Genomic DNA, 23,040 nt, shown 5'->3' on the forward strand with positions numbered 1-23,040 from the left:
CTACTCAACCACCGAATTAGAAAGATACTATGACATATTTCGGATTTCTACTTCGTTTTGTATTCATCCCCATTCTGATCTTCCTTGCCATCACCCTATGGGACAACAGGAACGGCAAACAGAGTCACGGCTTCCGTAATGGACGTGCCGTGTGGACTGCGATTGGTATTCACGTTTTACTTGCAGTGACGTACACTACTCCGTGGGATAACTATCTCGTAGCAACGGGCGTCTGGTATTACAACCCCGATCTCGTAACAGGCATCGTACTTGGATATGTCCCCATTGAAGAATACACGTTCTTCGTCGTCGAAACAATCCTTGCTGGGCTATGGTGGTGGTTCTTATCGAGAAGGCTATCTCCCCCATCAGCACAATTTGCGCCAAACAAAAAACTTATACAAGTATCCAGCGGCATACTGATCGTCGTTTGGATGATCTTCACTTATCTCTTTTTCTTCGACGATGAAAAATGGACGTATCTGTCCATCATCCTATTCTGGGCCTTACCCGCGATTCTTCCCCAACTTCTGTTTGGTGCTGATATTCTCTGGCATTATCGTAAGTTGGTATTTTGGGCGATCATGGTCCCAGGGACGTATCTCTCACTGATGGATATCGTTGCATTGAGAGATACGACCTGGTCCATTTCAAAGTCACAGACGACAGGAATTTTGTTCTTTGGCATCCTTCCCATCGAAGAAGTTTTATTTTTCTTCATCACGAATGTTCTTATCACATTCGGTATGACCCTCCTGCTGGCAAACGTCAGCGAGGGAAGGGTTGCAGAGATCAAGGAACAATTTCGGGCATGGAAAGAGGCGGGGCTTCGTCTACAGAAGAGTTGACGAGGTCATGGATCCATTTGCGGGATCGGAATCGCCAGATGCTGACGACCGCCTTCGCAACTTCTTCCAAACCCACCATGAGATATACATAATAAACAGGCAATTTCAAAACGAACGCGCCGATATACGCGGCAGGGACGCCGATGAGCCAGATGGAACAGATCTCCATGACGAGGGCAAAGATCGTATCTCCACCCGCACGCAAGGCACCGATAAAAGTAGTGAAGTTGATCATGCGGATCCATAAGACACCTGCCATCACCAACATCAACATGCGGACGTTATAGATACCCTCGGGGGAAAGGTTATACCAACCGGCCACGATATCACGCACGAGAATTACGATCGCTCCGATCACCAAGGCAAAGACGACACTTAACCTTACGATATGTTTGACGGTCTCGTAGGCTTCGTCTTTTTTACCCGCTCCGATACGGTTACCCACCATAACGGCACAGGCGTTTCCCAACCCTATGAAAACAACAAAGCCAAGCTCTTCAATGGTCGCATTGACATTGATGGCCGCGATCGCCTCCGTGCCAATGCGTGCATAGATGGCATTATAGGTGGCAATGCCCACAGACCAGAAAAGTTCGTTGGCAACAGCAGGCAAGGCGGTTTGGAGAACTCGGCGGAAGAAGGGGAATTCAAATTTGAAGAAGGTCAACGGGTTGGCGGCGAGAGGGGTCTTTTGAGTGTAGATCAAGACGAGGAGCAGGATCAGTTCTAATACGCGGCCTGATGCGGTAGCAATCGCCGCACCGCTAACCCCGAGGGCAGGGAATCCCCAATACCCAAAAATGAGCAGGATTCCCAATATCGTTTTAAAAATGAGCGCAACAATGGTCGCAACAACCGTCAGGGCAACGAGTTGAATACTTCTTAATGTGGAAACATATGACGTAGTAATGGCAACCGCAATGTAGGAGAAACCCACGATGAAAAGATATTGCGAGCCAATATCGATCACGTTCGCGTCATTGGTGAAGAGACTGAGAACCGGGCGCGTAAAGACAGTGGCGGCGATCGTAAAAATAAGGGCAATGACCGATGCACTGAGAATGCTCATGCCCAGCACTTTGCGGATGGGGTCCATTTCGCGCCTGCCCCAGAACTGCGCGGCAAAAATAGACATGCCACTGGTCAGTCCGAAGAGCAGGAGGATGAAGACAAAGAACACCTGGTTGGAGAGGCCGATACCCGCAATGGAGGCTTCGCCCAACTGGCCAACCATGAGCACATCGATCAGGTTAAGAGATGCATTGATGAGTTGTTGCAGGGAAATTGGAATGGCAATTTTGAGCATTTCACGCAGAAATGCACGGTCTTTGAAAAAGGAGAGGGACATATGAGATACAGGATGTAGAATGCAGGAGGCAGAGTTGGAATGCAGATTATGTTCTGCATTTTCGATTCTGACTTCTACATTTATTTATCTTCGGGTGCTTCCCGGACAATATACAGTGGGCGGCCTTTGGCTTCGTCATACAGACGGCCAATATATTCGCCCAGGATCCCAAGGGAGATGAGTTGTACACCTCCAAGGAAGAGGACTGCGATCAATGTGGTGGTTTGCCCCTCGAAGAAGTGTGTTCCAGCTAAACGCAGAAGTGCAACAACAGGAATGGCAATGATGGCAACACTTGCAGAGGCAAAACCGAAATAGGTCGCTACTTGTAATGGGAAGTAGGAGAAACTTGTGACAGCATTGATCGCAAGGCGGAACATCTTGCGGAAGGGATACTTGGTCTCGCCAGCCTTGCGCGCTGCACGTTTGTATTCCACACCGATCTGTTTGAATCCCACCCACGCAGACATACCTCGCAAGAAGCGATGCTTCTCACGCATACGGTTCATCACGTTAACCACGTTGCGATCCATCAGGCGGAAGTCGCCCGTATCGAGTGGGATCTTCACATCAGTGATGCGATAGATGATGCGATAGAACATTGACGCGGTCCACAATTTAAACCACGATTCTCCCTCACGTTCGGCGCGGACAGCATATACGACTTCGTAGCCTTCTTTCCATTTCTTCGACATCTCAAGGATGAGTTCAGGCGGGTCTTGCAGGTCTGCATCGATGATCACGATGGCATCCCCTCGAGAGTAATCAAGGCCAGCGGTGACTGCTACTTGATGTCCGAAGTTACGAGCAAAGATGACGGGGCGAACACGCTTGTCTTTTTTAGCAAGTTCACGGATCATATCTGTGGAACCATCTGTGGAGCCATCGTCCACGAGGACGAGTTCCCAGGGCTCGTTGGTGGAGTCCATTACTTCGCTGACACGGCGATGAAGTTCAGCGATGTTATCTTTTTCATTGAAAATAGGGGCAATGATCGAATAAGTAGGGTTCATTTGATTTTCTCTTGATCAGGATTCTGTTCGAGAATGAGTTCAGGCTTGTGATGCTGAATCAGGTTCCGTCGAGTCGGAAGCGGGCTTTACTTCCTGAGTTTTATTTTTCTTTTTGGGTGGATTGACCTTTTCAGGCGGTGCGACAAACTGCTGGCTTTCATTATCTTCAAAAGCTGGAAGGCCCAAAATCTTTCGGCGCAAATATCTGATAATGATGGAGAGGGTTGCAAATACAGGCACGATCAGCAATGCACCGAGAATACCTTCGAGAATGGTCGCCACGATGATGACGATGAAGACCAGTCCTTCGTTCATGTGGACGCTTCGCCCCATGATGATCGGGCGAAGGAAAAAGTTCTTGGCGTTGATCAGCACAATGTAAACAGCAATCACAATACCCGCCACCCAAAAATTGGAGAGGGGTATCCATGTGGAACCTTCAAGCAAAGCCACAGCGGCGGCAAGCACAGCCGCGATCAAGGGTCCCACATCTGGCACGAGTGTGAACAACCCTGCGATCATACCCAATACAAGTGCACCGGGGATGCCCATGATCCACCACACGATCGTGAACACAACACCAACGACCAACATCAATACGATCTGTCCGCGCAGGTAGGCCATCCAGATGTTGCGAATACGTGTGTATAGCTCGTTGATCTCCGGTCGATACGGCGGCTGAACAAAGGAATACAGGCTTTCGCGCATATCAGGCCAGTAGGACAGTAACAGGTATATGCTCACGAGGATCACGAGAAGCCACAACACCCCCACCGATGTGGTCTCCAAGAACGAGAACATCTCCTCAGGCAATGGCGCCAACAAATTACTTTGCACACCCGCCAGGCTTTGTGCCCAGCCTTCCAGGTGAAACACGATGTTCCCGATGTATACAGGTTGCGCAAGCATCGTGCTGATCTGTGTCGAAAGGTCGAGCACATCTTGCACAACGATCTTCACTTCATCATAAAAAATAGGGGTCAACGCGGCGGGAATGCCAACGAGAAGAATGACCGATGAGAAGAACACCAGATTCACAATCGTTGTGCGTTGCATCTTCGTACGTGTTCTAAGATATTCAACAGCGGGGCTCAACAGATACGCCACAAACCCGGCGATCACAAAATTCTTTATAGCTTCATGCGCATAAAACAAGAAAGCGACAAATGCGGCAAACAATAAAATGCCAGCCACATATCGAAATGTAAGAGACCATTGAGTATTTTCTTTCATAAGACCTTTTTAACTGCATTCAAAGTTGGTTCAATAATAGGAGCTTCTTTGACAGCCTGCATGGCCGCACGGACATCTTTGAGACCGCTACCGGTATTCAACACCAGGATGGGATCTTCGGCTCTTACGACGCCGGAACCTGCTCCTTTGACCAGCCCGGCATAAGCCGCCGCCCCAGCCGGTTCGGGGAAGACTCCAACCTTACCCAGCTCGGCAATGGCTTGCAAAATTTCATCGTCAGTTACTGTGATATACGTACCATTGGTTTCTTTCGCTGCACGGACCGCTCTCACTCCATCACGAGGCAAGTCGACGGAGATCGAATCGGCAATCGTCTTTGCAGAGACGGGCGTGATGGTCTCTGTGTTCCCGTGGAAGGCATTGGCTACAGCGGCAGAACCTTCAGCCTGCACACCGATGATGCGCGGAAAACGGGGAAGCCAACCGAGTTGGACGAGGTCTTTGAATCCTTTATGGATACCGTAGATGATATTCCCATCCCCCACTGAGACAAAGACCGTCAAAGGTGAGTGGTCTACATCTGCGCCAACCTTTTCATGCCATTGACGATGGGTCTCTTCCCACCATTCCCAGATCTCAAAGGCGGCGGTCTTCTTACCTTCCGCTGTGAATGGATTGTAGCCCGTGTTGCGACAGTACCATCCAAACTCATTTGCACATTTGATTGTCAGATCAAAGGCGTCATCATAAGTTCCGTCAACGAGAATGACTTTCGCGCCGAAGATCAACAACTGCGCCACTTTGGCTTGTGGAGCAGACTTCGGGGCAAAGATGACGGCCTTTTGCCCCACGGCCGCAGACATGCCTGCGAGGGCCGCGCCCGCGTTGCCAGTGGAAGCGGTGACTACGACCTCAGCCTTGATCTCTTTTGCGCGTGCTACAACGATGGCCGAAGCGCGGTCCTTGAACGAGGCGGTGGGATTCCGCGATTCGTCTTTTAGCCACAGGTTTTCTAAACCAAGTTTTTTGGAAAGAGAAGTTAATTTGAATACCGGGGTCCCGCCCACAACATGGAGAGGAGTCGAGTCGCCTTCGGGCATGGTAACAGGCAATAGCGGACGATACCGCCAAAGCGACGGATCGGTCCGGGAGAGGATGTCCTCTGGCTGGTATTTGGCTTTGATGGCCTCGTAATCGAGGACAATATCCAAATTGCCACCATCCTTCAGACAAGTGTAAGTCACCTCACCAGGAGCGTATTCTGTTTGGCACAAAGAGCAACGATAACCGACGAATTTTCCCATACGTTGATTTTACCCGATATAAACCAAGAGGGCCCTCAGGCTTGAAGCCTTGAGAGTCCCTTTTCCATTAATGCCCACGGCGTTTTTCTTTCTTTTTCTCCTGCTTCAATTTGAACTTCATCGCCTTCTCTTCCTCCTGCCGTTCACGGGAGATGACCTGCCGTTCTTTCTTGTTCAACTCGGTTTGTAGCTTCATCGCCTGTTGGGCTTTCGTCCCAACACCTTCTTCGTACACTTCCTTGCGGACCTCGCGCTGCATCCGTTTGAAATTCTTCTTGCTGACAATCTTCACCTGATTCTTGAGCGGCTCCCCAAAATCAATGTGACTGTACTCGCGCTGAATGTACTCATACAACTCCGCATCCGTTGGCTCAGAGCCAAACACAACCCGCGACACGCGAAATCCTGTTTCATCATCACGCTCGAACACACCAACCCAAAACGGATCGTCAAAATAAACTATCAACTTGCCTTCCATGGGTAAACTCCATAATGATTAATTGAAAACACAACAAACTGGCGGATTCGTCACGCCAGTGGAAATAGATATTCAATTGTTGGAAAGAAGTTTGAGTTTAGATGCGCGGAGTATATCACGCATAAAAGTGATAGTCATGTAAGATTTCCAATTTAGAAAAGCTCATACTATTGTTGTAAATTCACCTTAGGAGAAAAACTTGACCAGCGACATCATCCAGGCATGGTCCGCAAAAGGAACACGTCTCAATATCCCCGGCACCGCATCAACCCACATCTGGCGGCAAGGTAACGGACCTACAGTGGTATGCCTGCATGGCGTTCCCTCATCCGCGTATCTGTATCGAAAGGTTCTACCCGAATTGGCGAGCCGCGGATTAGAAGGCGTGGCGTTGGACCTTCCCGGTATGGGATTGGCAGACCGCCCAGAAAATTTCGATTACACGTGGACAGGTCTCTCCGCATGGTTGGAAAAAGCCTTGAACGCCGCGAAGATCGACAAGTTCCATTTGGTTGTGCACGATCTTGGCGGGCCCGTTGGCTTTGACCTGATACGACGCATCCCTGAACGGATCCTTTCTCTCACAGTTTTGAACACGCTCGTTAAAGTGGACGGATTCAAAAAGCCCTGGGTCATGCGTCCCTTTACTGTGCCTGTGTTGGGATATCTCTGGTCGCTTCAAATGAACTCCCCTATCATCTTCCCCTTCTTCCATTGGAAGGGCATCCTCGCAGGCCCCAGTTATACAGAGATCCGCGCATACGGCGAATTGCTCATGCGGGATGATGGAGGAAAAGCATTCCGAAAGATCATGGGCAGGTTCGAAACGACTCGCGAGTTCGAAGAACGTATCCTTCTGCCTCTGCGTGACCGCAAATTCCCTGCACAGATCATATGGGGCAAATACGATACAGAGCTAAGCCTTAAAACTCAAGGTGCCGACTTGAAGCGTGTGCTCAACCTTCAGGCCGAAATTCACGAAGTGGAAGGAAAACATTTTTTACAAGAGAACCGCTCTTCAGAGCTCGCGGACAGAATTTCTCTGTTAGTGAAAACAGGCAAAGACATATAGTTTTACAAAACGGACTCTCAAACATGAGAGTCCGTTTTGTTTATATGCTCAAGGTAATTCATCAGGCAGAGACCGCGCTTCCCCACTTTTACGATCCACCAGTTCCCAATCAAGGATGCATTCCGCCACGGACGAACCATCTGCACGCGTGATGCCCACATACCGCGAACCGCCCGTCTCGTTGACAGCAAGTTGGTGCGTGGATATGTTCAACGTCTCGCCCCAACTTGCAATGGACAGATACTGAACCTGCGCTCGCTTCGTGACTACGCTCAAGCCTGCCTCCGCCAATTTGACTGGGCTCCACCCCCGAGCCGCAAGATCCTGCGCGGCGACTTCTTCCGCGTAATTGACATAGATCACGTTGTTGACATGCTCATACGAGTCCAAGTCCATCCACTCCACTTGTCGTTGCATCACAAAAGAATTTTCGACAGGTGCGATCTTCGGGAAGCGCTCAAACGGAAACACGCGCGGATTCTCCAATCGAAACCGATCTACTTCTCCATCGGGTAAATTCGTCGGTCGCCCTGTCTTCGCATCCATGTAGACGATATGTTGCGTGCCTTGTGCGATCACCTCATCACTATCTTTGAACTTCAACTCGAAACAACGCGTCCCACGGACTCTTTGCCAGTTGACCATCCAAATGATGAGATCAAACTCATCGTTATGCCGCAACGGACGCATAATACGAATCTCCGTCTCGCGGATCACCCAGAATACATCAGGGTTCTGGCTGTAGTTCACATCCCAGCCCATCGCCGTCCCCCAATCCCAGGCAGTTTCGATAAGGTAACGTAAATAATTTGCAGGGCTGACTGTCCCACTGGGATCAAGCTCTCCCCAACGCACACGGAATGAACGTGTAAATATTTTTGACATGCGGCTGATTGTACTTGAAACAAATGCTGACCTGTTAGGTCTCTTAACAAAAAACAACTCGCGAAGGATATTTGCCTTCGCGAGTTATTTTATTTACCGAACTGTTACGGGTTGGTTTGTTGATTCTGCCAACCGCCACGGCCCATCATACCGCCGCCGCGACCAAAGCCGCCACCGTTATTCATCGGGCAGGTTCCTGTACCCATCCCATTGCCGCCCTGACCAAAACCACGAGACTTCATCCAATCAGCCTGTGACTGAGTGATCACGCCATCTTTCACAGCCGCATCCAATGCCGCCGTGCGGACGGTCACCATCAGCGCAGGGAAATCTTCGGCTTTGACACCGTCTGCAATGGCAATATCGTACATACTCTCACCAGCCGTAAGGCGGGCGTTGACATCTTCAACGGTCAAGCCGAGTTCTTTGGCAAAAGCAGTGACCATATACGTGTGCAAATAGCCGCCGCCGTTCCCCATCATTGGGCCATTACCACCATATGGTGCAGGACCTTGTGCAAAAGCGACACCGACACCGAACACTGCGAGTACCGCCACCAGCAAACCAACGACCAAAATTGTCTTTTTCATTATCTTATACTCCTTTTGAGTGAATTTTCAGGTTCTGCCTGACTTACACTCAAAGGATACAACTAGAATGTAAAGGTTTGATAAAGAAGACTTCAAGATTGGGAAAAGAAGAATAAGGCTTACGCCTTATTCTTTGGCAACTTTCAGGCTGAAAGTAAACGTGCTCCCCTGCCCGTCGCCCGTGGATTCTGCCCAGATGTGACCGCCATGCGCCTCGACAAGATGTTTGGCTATGGTGAGACCGATCCCTGAGCCACCACCCGCACTGCGCGAACGGGACTTGTCCACACGATAGAAGCGGGTAAAGAGATTCGCAAGATGTTCAGGTGGGATGCCAATGCCCGTATCTTTCACTGAGACATGGATCTCATCAGCCTGACGTGCGGCGGAGATGGTCACATCACCGCCCTCAGGCGTGTATTGAATGGCGTTCGCCACCAGGTTGACCAGCACCTGCGTGATGCGGTCTTCGTCAGCTTGGAGCGGCGGAAGGTCAGCGGGCAGGCTTGAGCGGAGGTTGATGCGTTTGGCATTCGCTTGAGGCGAGAGTCGTTTAACGGTCGTCTGCACGAGATCGGGAACGGTCACGGAGCGGAGGTCCAAAGAATAGGCTTTGGCTTCCACACGACTCAGTTCTTGCAGATCATCGACCAAACGGGAAAGGCGATCTGCCTCTCGATGGATTTGATCGAACGTTTCGGGGGTGGAGGGAAGCACGCCATCCACAAGACCTTCCATGTAACCCTTGATGGAAGTGAGGGGCGTGCGCAATTCGTGTGTGACATCACCGATGAGTTGACGCCGCATCAACTCGACCTGCTCAAGCTGTGCGGTCATTTGATTGAAACGCGTTGCGAGTTGTGCGATCTCATCGGAACCGTTGACTTGTACACGTTCCTCATAATGCCCATCTGCAATGTGCTGTGACGCGTCGATGAGCGTGCGCACAGGCTCAACAATACGGCGACTCAAGAACAAACTCACTAGTAACGCGGCGAGCACGGAGGCTGTCACGGCATATCCCAACGATTGAAACATACTGGCGCGAAAATTTTCGAACAACGTTCTGCCAAAGCCCGGCCCTTGCCCCTGTCCCTGCCCCATCATCCCCATGCCATTATTGGCCATCATCCCCAAGTGATTATTGAACGCGGCAGGCACTGTCAATTGAATGGTGATCGCAAGGATGACCACACCCACAAGAATGACAGCGAGATTGGCAAGAAATAATTTTGCGCTGAGACGTTCATCAATATATTTCATAGGATCACTTTCTAGAGAGGTTCATCTTCAAAACGATACCCCACACCGCGCACCGTGGCGATCAACGCTTCATCCCCAAGTTTTTGACGCACATGCCCAAGATGCACATCCACCACGCGCATCTCGCCAAAATATTCTGCGCCCCAAATCTTTTCAAGCAGTTGTTCGCGCGAAAGGACACGTCCGCGATTCTCAGCGAGGGCACGCAGAAGATCGAATTCGATGGATGTCAACTCAACAGGGACATCATCCACGCTGACAGTATGTGCGCCTACATCGATGCGGACATGCTTGAACGAGAGCACGCTTCTTTCCTCGCCCGAGGCTGTATCTGTTTTAATACGCCTTAACGCCGCCTTGACCCTCGCCACCAACTCACGCGGACTGAACGGCTTCGTGACGTAATCATCAGCCCCCACCGAAAGCCCGACGATCTTATCGGTCTCATCGGTACGGGCCGTGAGCATGATGACATACACATCCGATTCGCGGCGCAGACGGGAGAGCACTTCGATGCCGTCGATGCCAGGCAGCATCAGATCGAGAATGATCAGATCAGGTTTGAAAGCACGTGCGGCTTTCAAACCTGCATTCCCATCAGCGGCGGTATAGACCTCGTACCCTTCTGGCTTGAGATACGCGCTGACCAGATTAATAATGGACGGTTCATCGTCGACCACGAGAATTTTTGTCATGAATTGATTCTACTCCAGACCATGGTATCGACTGGAGTGTAGCTCTGGTTTGTGCAGTTGGTTCAAACGTTTTGTAAAGATTTGGTAAAGAAAAACGGACTCTCATGCTTACCCCATCCCAGCCTCCCCCAAATACGACGATTTAAACTCTTTAGACGCATACCAATTTTTTCTCGTCGTATTTGGGGGAGGTGCCCGAAGGGCGGTGGGGGTTAGACATCTTAACCAAAACGGACCCTCAGGCTTGAAACCTTGAGAGTCCCGTTTTACTTTTTATTTATCAATGAAATGGCTGTTAAGTACTCAAACCAAATCGCTAGTAAAAGTATCGGCACACAAATCAAACCAGCCAATATTGGATAATAAATTTCGAAGCTAATCAATCCACAAAACGTTGCCATTGAATAATAAATTGCACGTTTCTTATGATTTTGCAGTTCGCCAGTGCTCTGTATCCCAACCATACCGCCTTTAATTCCTAGCCCTATGGTTGCAAAGAGAAATATGATTGCAAAGAAATATCGTATCAAGTTAAACATGGTCACTATTCTTTGCTAGGTTTCCTCTCCCAAATCTCCCTCGCAATGACCTCCTGATCCACAGGCAATCTATCCTTACTATTCGACATTAACCTCACCAATCTTCACCAAAGCTCATCGGGCGCAAAATCATCAAATTGTTTGAATGGCGTATACATCTTTTCTTGTCTTTTCCAATTTTCATACAAAAGCCGCTGAGTTTCATTATGAAAAATGACGTACTTTCCCCATACGGCAGGATTTCGAACATCAAATATATCAAAGAAGTTTTTTTCGTAATATTCCCATATCCTATTATGAAGCCTTAAATCTAAGATTACGCCTGAAAATTGTCTTTCGCTTGGCAAAATTTGATTTAGATTTGATTTCTTAAACTCCTGAAGTATTGGAATCTCCTCTTTAGCAGTATATATTCCTTCTTCAGGTGACATGCCAGCTAAAAATTTGAGTACATCGTAATATATCGAATGCCAATATATAGTTTTTTTCCTAGGCTCAAATCTATTCTGACTATCACTCAACGTGTACAATCTGCCATACCAAATTTGTGTCTCTCGTCGATTATGATAAACGTGTCCGTAATCAACAGTATTGTATTCAAACTTTATACGACACTGTTGAGAATCATAAATAAGAGTAAAGGGAAGGGTATCTCTAGTAATACTAGAATAAGTTTGAACAAATCCTCACCGCTCTAGATCCATGTTCTTGTTAATTAGTTCCAATAAACCATCATTCTCTTGCTTAAGTGATTTTGAATTATCGTCGCTCATCCCTTCCCTCCACCAAATCTCCCGCGCAATGACATCTTAATCCATGGGCACCTTATCCACGCGGACATCAGTCAGCATTGACACTGTACCGTCCATGCCTCAACAAACCTGATATTCAGGTAATTTACCTGGTGGAAAGTATCTTTCATAATCATCTGGCTCGAAGGCATCTCTCAGGAAATTAGCATATTTCTCCCACAAATCTGGGCGGCGCAGGTCAAACAATTCAAAAAAGCGAATTTTGTAATAGGACCAAATCGAAGAATGAAATTTTAGAGATTCCCCAGTACGTGATTCTATTGAAAGAGACACGGTGTTTGAATTTCTAGAATCAAGGTCTTTTTGAAACAATGGATGCTTTGGACTATCTTTTTCGTAGAATGAAAAAAATGCTCTGTAAGCCTCATGCGGAGACAAATCGTCAAGAAAGCTGAAAATTAAGGGAAGATCACGATAATCGAACCAACAACGGCAATCTTTACCATTCCATTTCATTATCCGACTAGAATTCTGGGCATGTAACCGACCATAGGAAATATGTAAGTATTCTTCATATCTATCCCTTTCAAGAAAAAATCTGATACGACACCATTCTGAGTTATAAATAACAAATGGTTCCTTTGCTTCGACTCTCACATTCTCAGTAAAGCCCCACTCCTGAACTGGCAGGAATTGTTCAATCAAATCAGTCAAAGTTTCCAAACTCATTCGCGGTACTTCACTCATTCTTCATCTCCCAAATCTCCCGCGCAATGACCTCCTGATCCACAGGCAATTTATCCACCCGCACACCGACCGCGTTGTAGATCGCGTTCGTGATCGCGGGCGTGGTGGGGATACTGCACATCTCGCCCACTCCCTTCGCACCATAGGGACCTGCCTCCACGGGATGCTCCACGATAATGGATATGATCTCAGGCGTCATCATAATGCCAGGGATGCGATAACGCGCCAGTCGGTCAGTGACCACATAGCCATCTTCGACGATGAACTCCTCAGTGAGGGCATTGCCGAGTCCCATCATCACGCCGCCTTCGACCTGCCCCTGCAAACCCAGCGGGTTGACCGCCATGCCCACGTCATTGGCAGAGATGACTCGCAGCACGCGCACTTCACCTGTCAACTTGTTCACTTCCACTTCAGCGGCTTGGACACCGAACGAGAAGGCGAAGTGCATGTCACCGCCTGTGCCGAGCGGCTGGGTCTTCGGCGCTTCGTATTCATAGCGGACGCGCGGCTGTTGTCCGAGGGCGTTCATTTCTTTGTAGACTTCTGCATAGGTCAATGAAGTTCCATTGACATGGACGATCCCATCTTCATAGCGGATCTGTTCAGGGCGGATGTCATATTTCTCTGCCATGACCGCCGTGATCTGGTCGCGCAGAGTCTTCGCCGCATAACGGGATGCATTCCCTGTGACAAAGGTTTGACGTGATGCCGTGGTCGGACCGCCATTGGGAGTCAAGTCCGTATCCATCACCAACACTTTGACTCGGTCAGGTGAAACCGACATTTCCTCCGCGACAATGGTACGCATCACGGTGACCAGTCCCTGCCCCATCTCTGCCGCCGAACTGCGGACTTGGAAAGTCCCGTCTTCGTAGAGTTCCACGTCCGCACCAGATTTGTCAGGCGCTCCGCCGCCAAGCCCCGTGTTCTTGTATCCCGCCGCAAAACCCCATGCACGAACCAAACTTCCGTCCTGAGCGGAGCGAAGCGCAGTCGAAGGACGACTTGCAACTTGCGCTTCGACTACGCCTACGGCTCCGCTCAGCGCGGAGGCTTGTGAGGAAGAAACAACTATCGGCTTGAAAGGAAGCGGATTGTGTTTCCGCATCTCCGCATCCACTTTATCAATGCATTCCATCAATCCCACCGACTCGCGTAATTCCTGTCCTGTATTCGTGATGCTCCCAACATGTAACGCATTCATACGACGCAGTTCAACGGGATCCATGTTCAATTTCTCGGCGAGCATATCCATCATCGACTCGACCGCGAACGCCGATTGCGTCACACCGAATCCACGGAACGCACCCGCGGGCGGATTGTTGGTGTACATGGCATAACAATCGGCACGCACGTGTTCGATATCATACGGACCTGCCGAGTGTGTGGTGGCGCGCGTCATCACTTTTTCACCGAGCGACGCATACGCGCCCGTATCGCCATAGAGTTCCGACTCGCACGCCACGATGCGTCCATTTTTCTTCGCGCCGATCTTCACGCGGATTTGCGTGGCATGCCGCTTCGGATGCACCACCAAACTTTCATGCCGGTCGAACAACAACTTCACGGGTCGCTGCGTCGCGTCCGCCAGCATCGCCACATGGATCTGCCCCATGATGTCTTCCTTGCCGCCGAAACCGCCGCCCATCAACTGCCCCACAATGCGCACCCGCGCCTCATCCCAACCCATCGCGCGCGCCACTTGCGTCCGATCCTGATACGGGATCTGCGATCCACAATAAATTTCCATGCGCCCGTCAGCCAGCGGCACACCGATACTACATTCAGGTTCGATGAACGCGTGGTCGGTCGTCGCCGTGTGGAACGTATGCTCAAGGATCACATCCGCTTCGGCAAAGCCCTGCTCCATATCGCCCTTGCGTACCTTGATGTGCTTAAGCAAATTTCCGTTCGCATGGATTTGCTCGACTCCATCCTGACGTGCCTGCACTGGATTTGTGATCACTGGATGGAGATCAAATTCCGCTTCGATCAAAGCCGACGCCTGCTCGGCGATCTCAAGCGTTTCTGCCGCTATGATCGCTACCGTATCCCCCACATAGCGGACGCGTTCTCCCACACCCACGATCACCGGCCAATCGAAGATGACCAATCCATGCGTGCGTTCACCTTTGATATCTTCCGCAGTGAGAACTGCTACAACACCATTGAGTGCTTTCGCCTTCGATACATCGAGTCTCTTCAATATCCCATGCGGAATTCCCGCGCGTTTCGCTTTGGCAAACAACATGCCATCGAACACAAGGTCATCGGTAAAGATGGCTGTACCATTCACTTTCTCAATGCCATCGTGACGTGTGTGTGTATGTCCAACGGAATCATGTTGGTGAATTGAATCAGGAATATGAGACGGCTTCTTGACAGGTTCCCCCGTCCGCAATGACTCTGCCGCGGCAAGGATCGCATTCTCGATCGTCGGATATCCCGCACAACGACATAGCGTATCCTTCAACGCAAAACGGACCTCGTCACTGTTCGGGTTTGGATTCCGCTTGAGCAACGCATACGCCGTCATGATCTGCCCAGGGATGCAGAATCCGCATTGGACAGCGCCATGCTCAACGAATGCTTCTTGAAGAGGATGTAATTTCATCTCTTCATGCACACGCTGAGCAAGTCCTTCGATAGTCACAATCGCTTTCCCATCCGCTCGCGCGGCAGGATAAATACACGAGACCACCGGCTCACCATCCACAAGCACAGTACACGCGCCACACTCTGCTTCTTCGCAACCGATCTTTGTCCCTGTGAGGCGCAGACGATAGCGCAACAAATCCGATAATGTCTCATTCGGCTTCGCTTCGAGAGTATGTTGTTGTCCATTTACAGTAAGAGTAATTTTGTTATTCATAATTCACCTCAAAAATTCTAACCACGGAGACACTAAGGCACGGAGATTTTTAATTCATTTTCTCAGTGTCTCTGTGGCTCAGTGGTTAGCTTCTGCGCCGCACTCCATCAGAGAACTCGGCGATAAATACCGTCTTTCAAAACAGGGACATTGAAATTGAGCAATAATCCAACACGAATCCCCGTCAGTTTCATATAAGTCAACAATTGCGCTTCATGAACAGGGATAACGCGCTCTACGGCTTTCAATTCAACGATTACACGTTTGTCATAAACAAGGTCAATTACATAACCAGTATCCAAATCAAGACCTTTGTAATTCAAAGGTAAATCTACAAGACGTTCAAAAGGAATATCTCTCAACTTACTTTCATGCTCCATGCATACTTGATAAGCTGACTCTAGTAATCCAGGTCCAAGTATCTTATGAACTTCAATCGCCGCGCCGATGATCTTATCGGTTAAGTCTTTTTCCAATAGCGGTTGATTATTCTTATTCTGCAGAACAGGAAAGTTACGTTGCATTGCCAATCCTTTCGCCAAGAAAGACCTTTTAAATCTCAGTGTCTCAGTGGTTAGTCTACTCTCGACCACGCCGTTTCAACCACATCCCTAAACAACCCGCTGACAATATGCTGACGATAATCGGCACTGGCTCTTCTTGCACTCGTGCGAAACTTGGCTTGGGCGAGCAAGGCTTCGAGCGCGGATTCAAATGTTGTTTCGTTGAGAGTTCCTCCACGTAAAGTATCTTCGGCTTGGGTGGCACGGAAGGGTGTCCCGCCGCCGGGGCCGATGGCAATGCGAATATCTTTGATACTGTCGTTCTCGCGATCAAGCCAGACGGCGCAGTTCAAGATGGGAAGTGCTACGCCTTGCGGACGCATGATGCGTTTGAAACAGGAGGCAACGCGCGAGACCTCCGAGTTCTTTAAGAACTCGGAGGTCTTAACGTAAAAGCCAACGATAAGTTCTTCACCATGCTTGAGAGATGATTTACCCGGCCCCAAAAATAATTCTTTGAATGGGATGCGACGTGTGCCCGTTGTGCTTGCGACTTCCACTTGCGCGTTCAACGCCAGCAGTGCAATCGTCCCGTCTGCGGCGGGGAGGGCGTGCGCGACATTGCCTCCAAGCGTTGCCACATTGCGGACTTGCGGCCCGGCGATCAGGTTGCAGGCTTCGGTTAAAGCTTGGGCGTGATGGGCAACTTTGGGGTTGGTCGCGACGCGGTTGACCGGGACGGAGGCACCGATGAAGAGTTCATCCCCTCTTTGCTCGAGGAGAGTCATCTCAGCGATGGAAGTCACATCCACAAGTGTTTGGACGGGAGCATGACGGCCTTGTTCAAGGTCGAGAAGAAGATCGGTTCCCCCAGCGATGGGAAGCAACGGACGTGGCGCGTTCGCCAACGCGTCCATGGCTTCGGTTAAATTTTTGGGTCGAATGTAATTCTGCCAAAGGTTCATTGGTGGTGCCTCTTTCTTTGGACGGCGGCACTTTTCGATGGGCTGCTTTGCACCAACGCCGTGACGTTGACACGCCACGACCACCGAACCGATGGAATGATTTTATTGTACTGCGAGATTCTCTTTATCAGGATGGACTCCTGCCATTAACAAGCCCAAACGTTCCGGTGTGGCTTCTGCACGTGGCAAGGTATCCATAACCTGTCCTTCATACAAAACAGCGATGCGGTCGGAGAGGGCAAGGATCTCATCAAGGTCTTCAGAGATAAGGATAATAGCTGTGCCCTTACGGCGTTCTACGAGAAGTTGTTCACGGACATATTCAGTAGCACCGATGTCAAGTCCACGCGTGGGTTGGGCGGCAATGATAACGCGCGGCGCACGCGAAATCTCGCGCGCAAGGACGATCTTTTGAATGTTACCGCCAGAGAGGTTCTTGGCAAGCGTATCACGTGATGGCGTTTTGATGCGGAACTTTGCGATCAACTCGTCGGTGTGTGATGCGATACCTTTCAGGTTGAGAAATCCATAACGGGAATAGGGCTGTTGTTGATGTTCCCGCAAGATCATGTTCTCGGCAACAGTAAAATCTTTGATCATGCCATCGCGCATGCGTTCTTCAGGAATATAAGAAAGCATTCGATCTGTGATGGTGCCCGGTGGGTTGTTGGTGATATCGGTCCCATCGAGAAATACTTTTCCGCCTGTTACATTGCGCAAGCCTGTGATCGCTTCTGCCAATTCACGCTGTCCGTTGCCAGAAACACCCGCGATGCCAAGTATTTCACCAGACCGCACCTCGAGATTGACATTCGACAAGCCTGTAATACCACGGTCACTGCCACAGGAAAGATTCTCCACCTGCAGGCGGATCTCTCCAAGCTCAGCCTGACCACGATCCGGTATAAAGCCAACTTCACGTCCCACCATCCAGTTCGCCAGATCTTGCTTGGTGATCTCAGATGTAGGGCGGGTTCCCATCTTTCGCCCATCGCGTAACACAGAGACTCGATTGCTGATCTCAATGACCTCATGCAACTTGTGAGAGATGAAGATCAGGCCATGCCCATCTTTAGCCATTTGGCGCATGATGACAAATAATTCGTCCACCTCCTGCGGGGTGAGGACGGCGGTCGGTTCATCCAAAATAAGTAAAGCGGCTCCGCGATAAAGAGCCTTGATAATTTCAACACGTTGTTGTTGTCCCACTGAAAGTTGCCAGATGTAAGCGGATGGATCGATCTTCAAGCCGTAGCGGTCGGCCAGTGACAAAATGCGCTTCGAGACCTGATCGAGGTCGGTTAACATCCCACGCGAGGAGGGCATTCCTAAAGCGACGTTCTCTGCCACGGTGAGCGTTTCCACAAGCATGAAGTGCTGGTGGATCATGCCAATGCCAAGTTTGATGGAGTCGTTCGGGGAATCGATGCTGACCGCTTTTCCATTCAACAAGATCTCCCCTTCATCAGGGTGATACAACCCGTACAAGATCTTCATGAGTGTGCTTTTGCCTGCACCATTCTCACCCAATAACGCATGCACCTCACCAGCCTGCACATCAAAGTCAATGTGATCGCTGGCAAGCACACCGGGAAAACGCTTGGTGATCCCTCGCATTTCAAGCGTATCGATACGGGGTTGTCCTGAAGAAAGTGTATGGAATTCGGTCATCGCATCCAGACTGTTAGAAAGGCTTCGGAAGCCTTTATCAGACTTCCGAAGTCTTTTATGTAAAACGATTTACGGCAGAGTGATCGTGATAGAGCCGTCGGAGATTCCAGCAATGGTGGTTTCAGCCAAAGCCTTAACATCATCCGTCAATGCATAATCAGGATTGAACTCGATCACTTCCCCACCGTTCGCAAGAGTGATTTTGAAGGATTCGCCGCCATACGTACCGGCCTGAACCTTTGTAATGATCTCTTTCAAAACGCCTTCCCAGTGATACACCTGGCTGGCAACCACAATGGAGGGAGCCAGAGATGTCTGGTTCGACTGGGTTCCAAACCAAAGCGCCTTGGCTTCTTCAGCCTTACCGATCGCGCCCACGACCATCTGCGCAGTTCCAGTCAGGACATCGGCACCAGCGGAGATATGAGTCGTTGCGGCTTCAGAGGCAAGCGCCACGTCTGAGAAAGAGCCGATGTAGTTCACGTTCACAGTGACTTCGGGGCTGGTCGCAGCGACACCGGCCTTAAAGCCCTCGATATAGAGTTTGGCATCACCTGTTTCGATCGGTCCCACCACACCAATGACCTTGCTGGTGGAAAGGGTCGCGGCCAAGACACCATTGACGTAACCACCCTCTTGAGAAGCGGCTTCGTAGGCAAAGATGTTCGGCAGTCCAAATGTATCGGCAGTGGTGCCCCAGGCAAAACTCGTCTCAGGGAAATCCGGCGCGATCTCCTGAAGTGAGGAACCATACTGGGAACCATGTGCAATGACCAAGTCATATCCCTGAGAGGCGTAATCCCGGATTGCTGCGGCGGCGTCATCCACAACAAACATGCTCTCAGAGTAGACGAACTCGAAGTACTCGGGTCCACCCATTTCTTCCTGAATACGTACCAGGGCATCATACATGCTCTGGCTGAAGGCCAGATCATTGATGGCACTGGGCATCACCACAGCAACACGGAAAGGTTCCATTGCTGGGGCTTCTGTAGGCGCTTCTGTTGCGGTCGCTTCAACAACCGGCGTTTCTGTTGCTGGAGCTTCCTCAGTTGCAGGGGCCTCTGTGGGGGTGGCGGCTGTTCCACAAGCGCTGATGCTCATTGCGAAAACAAGCATCAGTGTAACGAGCCATGTAAATTTCTTCATTTTCTTCTCCTTTTCGATTTGTGTTTCTTAGAACCAAGTCTTATCTTACTCTTCATTGCCGCACAAGCAATACCTCTTTTGAGGTAATTAAGCTTCCCGCTCAAAGGGTTTGGTCAAGGCCGAAGGCCCTTTAACGCGTGAAACAGAAGCCGCCAACACTAAAATTGTCAAGACATATGGCATCATGATCGCAATTTCAGAAGGGATCGGGATATTCAGCACCTGTATCCACAACTGCAAGGCATTAACCAGGCTGAACAAAAGCGCACCGCCCAACACCCCGATGGGTCTCCATGCGCCGAAGTAGACCAAGGCCACGGCTATGAATCCTTGTCCGCTGGTCATATTCTGTTGAAAGACATTCAACAACGCGATGGACATGGACGCGCCAGCGATTCCTGAAAAACAACCGCCTAGGATCACAGTAAAGTAACGGATGCGTCCCACGTTGACGCCGAGTGAATCTGCGGCATCTGGATTCTCGCCCACAGCATGGATCTTCAACCCCAGCGTGGTCTTGTTCAACACGAACCAAACAATTGGCACCAGCAAATATGCCAGATAGACCATAATGTTCTGGCTGAAAAAAATCTCGCCCAAGATCGGAAGATCACTCAAGCCAGGGATATAGATCTTCGGAAACCCTTTCACAGTTTCCACGGTGCCCAACAGCTTTTGAAAGAGCAGGTCGCTCATGCCCAAGCCAAAGAGATAGAAACCGATCCCGCTGATTCCCTGTTGCGCATGCAAATTGACCGTGACATAAGCCATCGCCAATCCCATCAATGCTCCGACAAAAATAGCGGCAAAAACACCCAGCCAAAGATTTCCCGTTGTAAGAGCGACATAAAAAGCTACAAATGCTCCTAAAAGCATTTGGCCTTCCACACCAAGATTAAGTACACCACTCCGTTGACTGAACGTCTCACCCAATGCCGCATACAAATAGGGAGTGGCAAGACGAATCCCAGAGGCGAGAATGCCAATTAAGGTCGTGACAGATAAAAGGTCAGAAATCATGAATCGCTCTCTATCGGATCAACTTTTTTCGTATCCACCGGTGATGATGTTTCATCCTGCTTTGCGTGTGCCAACCTGTGTCTCTGCCGCCTACGACGCCAGATTTCACTACTGACGACGAACACGACGACCAATCCGTTGATCGCGGTGACCAATGCGGAAGGAACTTGTACGGCCCTTTGCATCGTATTCGCACCGACCAAAAGTGCGCCGAATAGGATCGAAGCAGGGATCGACCATAGTGGATGCAACTGACCAAACAGTGCAACAACAATTCCATTGAAACCTGCACTGCCAGTAAAGCCCGATGCAGAGCCATCTGTGATCATGCGATAGTTCACGCCATAGACTTGTACAGCCCCAGCCAAACCAGCGAATGCACCGCTCAACAACAACGACAAAACCATGTAACGTTTTACTTTGATGCCAGCGTACAGTGCGGCATACACGTTCTGTCCCACCGAACGGATGCGATATCCAAGCGTTGTGCGCCAAAGCAGAATATAGACCAGAATGGCGAGAAGGACAGCGATCAATGCACCAAGGTGTAATCTTGTTGGAGCCAAACGCGGTAGGCGAAAGATCTCTGCCAATCTGGCTGTTTGTGGAATCTTGGAAGCCAATTTAGCTTGCGACGGATCGATCAGCAAATCACGCAATAGGAAGTTCATCAACTGCACTGCAATAGCATTCATCATTACAGTGCTGAGAATTTCATTCACCCTGAAATATGCTTTCAATAAACCGGGGATACCTCCCCAGATCGCGCCGCCAATGAATCCCGCCACCATCGCCATGACGATCACCAACCACCCCGGCAAATTCGTGAACGTCAGGCCGAGCCATGTGGCGAGGAGTGCGCCTACGATCATCTGCCCTTCGCCACCGATATTGATCATATCGCCACGGAAGGAAATACAGATCCCCAAACTTACCAACAGAAGCGGTGTGGCCTTGACCAAGGTCTCAGCCAACGCATTCGTACTGCCAAACGCGCCATCCCAAAGTGCCGCATAGGCTTCCAATGGATTCACGCGTAACATCAACAAAAAGACAGCGCCGACCAATAATGCCAGCAATGTGGCAAAGACCGGCAAAAGACCATCAATCAGTTGCGAAAACCAATCTCCTTGAAATATTTTCTTCATGAACGACCACAGCTACTTTCCACGTTCACCACGGATGTATGGATTGCCCAATGCGGCAGGTGCACCGAGTCGTTTACGGATGGCTTCGCGCGAACCGATCACCAACACAATGACCGTGAACGCATACGGAAGCATCTGCAAGAAGAAGCCAAGAGACGAATTGTAGTAAAACGGATTCTTAAAACCGAATAATACAAGCGGCCCCTGAATATCGAGGATAAGACGGCGAAGTGCGCCAAAGGCATAGGAACCGACCGCGGCACGGATTGGGTCCCATTGCGCGAAGATCACGAGGCCGACTGCGATCCAGCCCTGCCCACCTGTGGTCAATTCACTGAACCAACCGGGCGCAACCGCAAGACTGATAGTGGCGCCACCGAGCCCAGCCAACATACCACCGACGAACACATACGCATAACGTAGACGGAACACGTTGATACCGAGCGCATCCGCCGCAGAGGGATACTCACCCACCGCACGTAGATGAAGGCCCGGGCGCGTGCGGTTGATGTAATACCACGCCAACGGAACCATTAAGTACCCAATGTAAACCAACACACTTTGATTCGTGAAAAAGATGGGGCCGAGTATGGGGATCGCAGAAAGTAACGGGATTGAAAAATTGGGCATGAGTGAAACTGTACCTGCCTTGCTCAAGCCCTCGCCTAAAACCAGACTGATGCCTGTGCCCACAAAAGTGAGCGCCAACCCGCTGACAACCTGATCGGCTTGCAGGGTAATGGTAATGAAAGCGTGGATCTGACTGACGAGGCCAGCGGCCAGCATCGCCGCCAACACACCCAACCACGGATTACCCGTGGCAATGGTCACGCTAAAACCGGTCATGGCGCCAATGAGCATCATGCCTTCCACACCGAGGTTCAAAACACCCGAACGTTCTGCCAACACTTCGCCCAATGTGGCAAAGAGCAGAACTGTCCCGCTGGCAACACCAGCCTGAAGAATGATAATAGGATCCAT

21 protein-coding genes are annotated in these 23,040 nt (G+C 50.1%); 2 read left to right on the forward strand and 19 right to left on the reverse strand.

The genetic code is table 11. The features are described from left to right. Positions 1-29 precede the first annotated feature (29 nt). On the forward strand, positions 30-848 hold the full coding sequence (locus tag IPP66_01100; GenBank protein MBK9923863.1) for a lycopene cyclase domain-containing protein: 819 nt from the start codon (positions 30-32) through the stop codon (positions 846-848). Here the strand turns inward: IPP66_01100 and IPP66_01105 are convergent. From IPP66_01105 to IPP66_01125, 5 genes are all read right to left on the reverse strand, one after another. Then, entirely contained in the window at positions 793-2,196 is a 1,404-nt protein-coding gene (locus tag IPP66_01105; GenBank protein MBK9923864.1) for an MATE family efflux transporter, read from the reverse strand. The two genes, IPP66_01100 and IPP66_01105, sit on opposite strands and share 56 nt — an antisense overlap. Before the next feature lie 80 nt (positions 2,197-2,276). Further along, positions 2,277-3,209 carry a glycosyltransferase family 2 protein gene (locus IPP66_01110; protein MBK9923865.1) on the reverse strand — a complete coding sequence of 311 codons (933 nt, stop codon included), beginning with the start codon at positions 3,207-3,209 and terminating at the stop codon, positions 2,277-2,279. Positions 3,210-3,248: 39 nt separating this feature from the next. Next, a complete protein-coding gene (locus tag IPP66_01115; GenBank protein MBK9923866.1) occupies positions 3,249-4,442 on the reverse strand; it encodes an AI-2E family transporter in 1,194 nt (397 codons plus the stop codon). Continuing rightward, positions 4,439-5,707 carry a threonine synthase gene (thrC, locus tag IPP66_01120; GenBank protein ID MBK9923867.1) on the reverse strand — a complete coding sequence of 423 codons (1,269 nt, stop codon included), beginning with the start codon at positions 5,705-5,707 and terminating at the stop codon, positions 4,439-4,441. Before thrC ends, IPP66_01115 begins: the two co-directional genes overlap by 4 nt. Positions 5,708-5,774: 67 nt before the next feature. Beyond that, positions 5,775-6,185, reverse strand: coding sequence for a YjdF family protein (locus tag IPP66_01125; GenBank protein MBK9923868.1), 411 nt, complete (start codon positions 6,183-6,185; stop codon positions 5,775-5,777). Positions 6,186-6,384: 199 nt separating this feature from the next. Between IPP66_01125 and IPP66_01130 the strand changes: the two genes are divergently transcribed. Next, positions 6,385-7,257, forward strand: a complete 873-nt coding sequence (locus tag IPP66_01130; GenBank protein ID MBK9923869.1) for an alpha/beta hydrolase — start codon at positions 6,385-6,387, stop codon at positions 7,255-7,257. A gap of 48 nt (positions 7,258-7,305) precedes the next feature. Here the strand turns inward: IPP66_01130 and IPP66_01135 are convergent, their stop codons facing one another. The 14 genes from IPP66_01135 to IPP66_01200 form a co-directional block, all read right to left on the reverse strand. Then, entirely contained in the window at positions 7,306-8,142 is an 837-nt protein-coding gene (locus tag IPP66_01135) for a thioesterase family protein (GenBank protein MBK9923870.1), read from the reverse strand. A gap of 104 nt (positions 8,143-8,246) precedes the next feature. Further along, positions 8,247-8,732: a hypothetical protein gene (locus IPP66_01140; GenBank protein MBK9923871.1), complete on the reverse strand. Its 486-nt coding sequence runs from the start codon at positions 8,730-8,732 to the stop codon at positions 8,247-8,249. Between the two features lie 126 nt (positions 8,733-8,858). After that, the gene (locus tag IPP66_01145; GenBank protein ID MBK9923872.1) at positions 8,859-9,995 is read right to left on the reverse strand and encodes a HAMP domain-containing protein; all 1,137 of its coding nucleotides are present in this window, start codon (positions 9,993-9,995) and stop codon (positions 8,859-8,861) included. 11 nt (positions 9,996-10,006) lie between these two features. Further along, complete coding sequence (locus IPP66_01150; GenBank protein MBK9923873.1) at positions 10,007-10,690, reverse strand: response regulator transcription factor; 684 nt, start codon at positions 10,688-10,690, stop codon at positions 10,007-10,009. Between the two features lie 643 nt (positions 10,691-11,333). Continuing rightward, the gene (locus IPP66_01155; protein MBK9923874.1) at positions 11,334-11,660 is read right to left on the reverse strand and encodes a hypothetical protein; all 327 of its coding nucleotides are present in this window, start codon (positions 11,658-11,660) and stop codon (positions 11,334-11,336) included. Between the two features lie 441 nt (positions 11,661-12,101). Then, positions 12,102-12,728: a hypothetical protein gene (locus tag IPP66_01160; protein ID MBK9923875.1), complete on the reverse strand. Its 627-nt coding sequence runs from the start codon at positions 12,726-12,728 to the stop codon at positions 12,102-12,104. Then, the gene (locus tag IPP66_01165) at positions 12,721-15,603 is read right to left on the reverse strand and encodes a molybdopterin-dependent oxidoreductase (protein ID MBK9923876.1); all 2,883 of its coding nucleotides are present in this window, start codon (positions 15,601-15,603) and stop codon (positions 12,721-12,723) included. The genes IPP66_01160 and IPP66_01165 overlap by 8 nt, the downstream gene beginning before the upstream one ends. Before the next feature lie 107 nt (positions 15,604-15,710). Continuing rightward, positions 15,711-16,127 (reverse strand): GxxExxY protein, encoded by a 417-nt coding sequence (locus tag IPP66_01170; GenBank protein ID MBK9923877.1) that lies wholly within the window; start codon positions 16,125-16,127, stop codon positions 15,711-15,713. A 50-nt stretch (positions 16,128-16,177) separates the two neighbouring features. After that, positions 16,178-17,071 carry an FAD binding domain-containing protein gene (locus IPP66_01175; GenBank protein ID MBK9923878.1) on the reverse strand — a complete coding sequence of 298 codons (894 nt, stop codon included), beginning with the start codon at positions 17,069-17,071 and terminating at the stop codon, positions 16,178-16,180. 102 nt (positions 17,072-17,173) lie between these two features. Beyond that, positions 17,174-18,742, reverse strand: a complete 1,569-nt coding sequence (locus IPP66_01180) for an ABC transporter ATP-binding protein (GenBank protein ID MBK9923879.1) — start codon at positions 18,740-18,742, stop codon at positions 17,174-17,176. Positions 18,743-18,811: 69 nt separating this feature from the next. Further along, entirely contained in the window at positions 18,812-19,846 is a 1,035-nt protein-coding gene (locus IPP66_01185) for a BMP family ABC transporter substrate-binding protein (protein ID MBK9923880.1), read from the reverse strand. Positions 19,847-19,978: 132 nt separating this feature from the next. After that, positions 19,979-20,908 (reverse strand): ABC transporter permease, encoded by a 930-nt coding sequence (locus tag IPP66_01190; protein ID MBK9923881.1) that lies wholly within the window; start codon positions 20,906-20,908, stop codon positions 19,979-19,981. Next, positions 20,908-22,059, reverse strand: a complete 1,152-nt coding sequence (locus IPP66_01195) for an ABC transporter permease (protein MBK9923882.1) — start codon at positions 22,057-22,059, stop codon at positions 20,908-20,910. The genes IPP66_01190 and IPP66_01195 overlap by 1 nt, the downstream gene beginning before the upstream one ends. Positions 22,060-22,071: 12 nt before the next feature. After that, the gene (locus IPP66_01200; GenBank protein ID MBK9923883.1) at positions 22,072-23,040 is read right to left on the reverse strand and encodes an ABC transporter permease; all 969 of its coding nucleotides are present in this window, start codon (positions 23,038-23,040) and stop codon (positions 22,072-22,074) included.

Origin of the sequence: Candidatus Defluviilinea proxima (genome assembly GCA_016721115.1) — a bacterium.
Lineage (GTDB): Bacteria > Chloroflexota > Anaerolineae > Anaerolineales > Villigracilaceae > Defluviilinea > Defluviilinea proxima.

Coding starts and splice junctions, on each gene's coding strand:
- IPP66_01150 (MBK9923873.1), bottom strand. CDS start 10,690: ATGACAAAAATTCTCGTGGTCGACGATGAACCGTCCATTATTAATCTG.
- thrC (MBK9923867.1), bottom strand. CDS start 5,707: ATGGGAAAATTCGTCGGTTATCGTTGCTCTTTGTGCCAAACAGAATAC.
- IPP66_01165 (MBK9923876.1), bottom strand. CDS start 15,603: ATGAATAACAAAATTACTCTTACTGTAAATGGACAACAACATACTCTC.
- IPP66_01200 (MBK9923883.1), bottom strand. CDS start 23,040: ATGGATCCTATTATCATTCTTCAGGCTGGTGTTGCCAGCGGGACAGTT.
- IPP66_01155 (MBK9923874.1), bottom strand. CDS start 11,660: ATGTCACCTGAAGAAGGAATATATACTGCTAAAGAGGAGATTCCAATA.
- IPP66_01110 (MBK9923865.1), bottom strand. CDS start 3,209: ATGAACCCTACTTATTCGATCATTGCCCCTATTTTCAATGAAAAAGAT.
- IPP66_01105 (MBK9923864.1), bottom strand. CDS start 2,196: ATGTCCCTCTCCTTTTTCAAAGACCGTGCATTTCTGCGTGAAATGCTC.
- IPP66_01160 (MBK9923875.1), bottom strand. CDS start 12,728: ATGAGTGAAGTACCGCGAATGAGTTTGGAAACTTTGACTGATTTGATT.
- IPP66_01145 (MBK9923872.1), bottom strand. CDS start 9,995: ATGAAATATATTGATGAACGTCTCAGCGCAAAATTATTTCTTGCCAAT.
- IPP66_01125 (MBK9923868.1), bottom strand. CDS start 6,185: ATGGAAGGCAAGTTGATAGTTTATTTTGACGATCCGTTTTGGGTTGGT.
- IPP66_01195 (MBK9923882.1), bottom strand. CDS start 22,059: ATGAAGAAAATATTTCAAGGAGATTGGTTTTCGCAACTGATTGATGGT.
- IPP66_01140 (MBK9923871.1), bottom strand. CDS start 8,732: ATGAAAAAGACAATTTTGGTCGTTGGTTTGCTGGTGGCGGTACTCGCA.
- IPP66_01100 (MBK9923863.1), top strand. CDS start 30: ATGACATATTTCGGATTTCTACTTCGTTTTGTATTCATCCCCATTCTG.
- IPP66_01180 (MBK9923879.1), bottom strand. CDS start 18,742: ATGACCGAATTCCATACACTTTCTTCAGGACAACCCCGTATCGATACG.
- IPP66_01115 (MBK9923866.1), bottom strand. CDS start 4,442: ATGAAAGAAAATACTCAATGGTCTCTTACATTTCGATATGTGGCTGGC.
- IPP66_01170 (MBK9923877.1), bottom strand. CDS start 16,127: ATGCAACGTAACTTTCCTGTTCTGCAGAATAAGAATAATCAACCGCTA.
- IPP66_01185 (MBK9923880.1), bottom strand. CDS start 19,846: ATGAGCATCAGCGCTTGTGGAACAGCCGCCACCCCCACAGAGGCCCCT.
- IPP66_01135 (MBK9923870.1), bottom strand. CDS start 8,142: ATGTCAAAAATATTTACACGTTCATTCCGTGTGCGTTGGGGAGAGCTT.
- IPP66_01175 (MBK9923878.1), bottom strand. CDS start 17,071: ATGAACCTTTGGCAGAATTACATTCGACCCAAAAATTTAACCGAAGCC.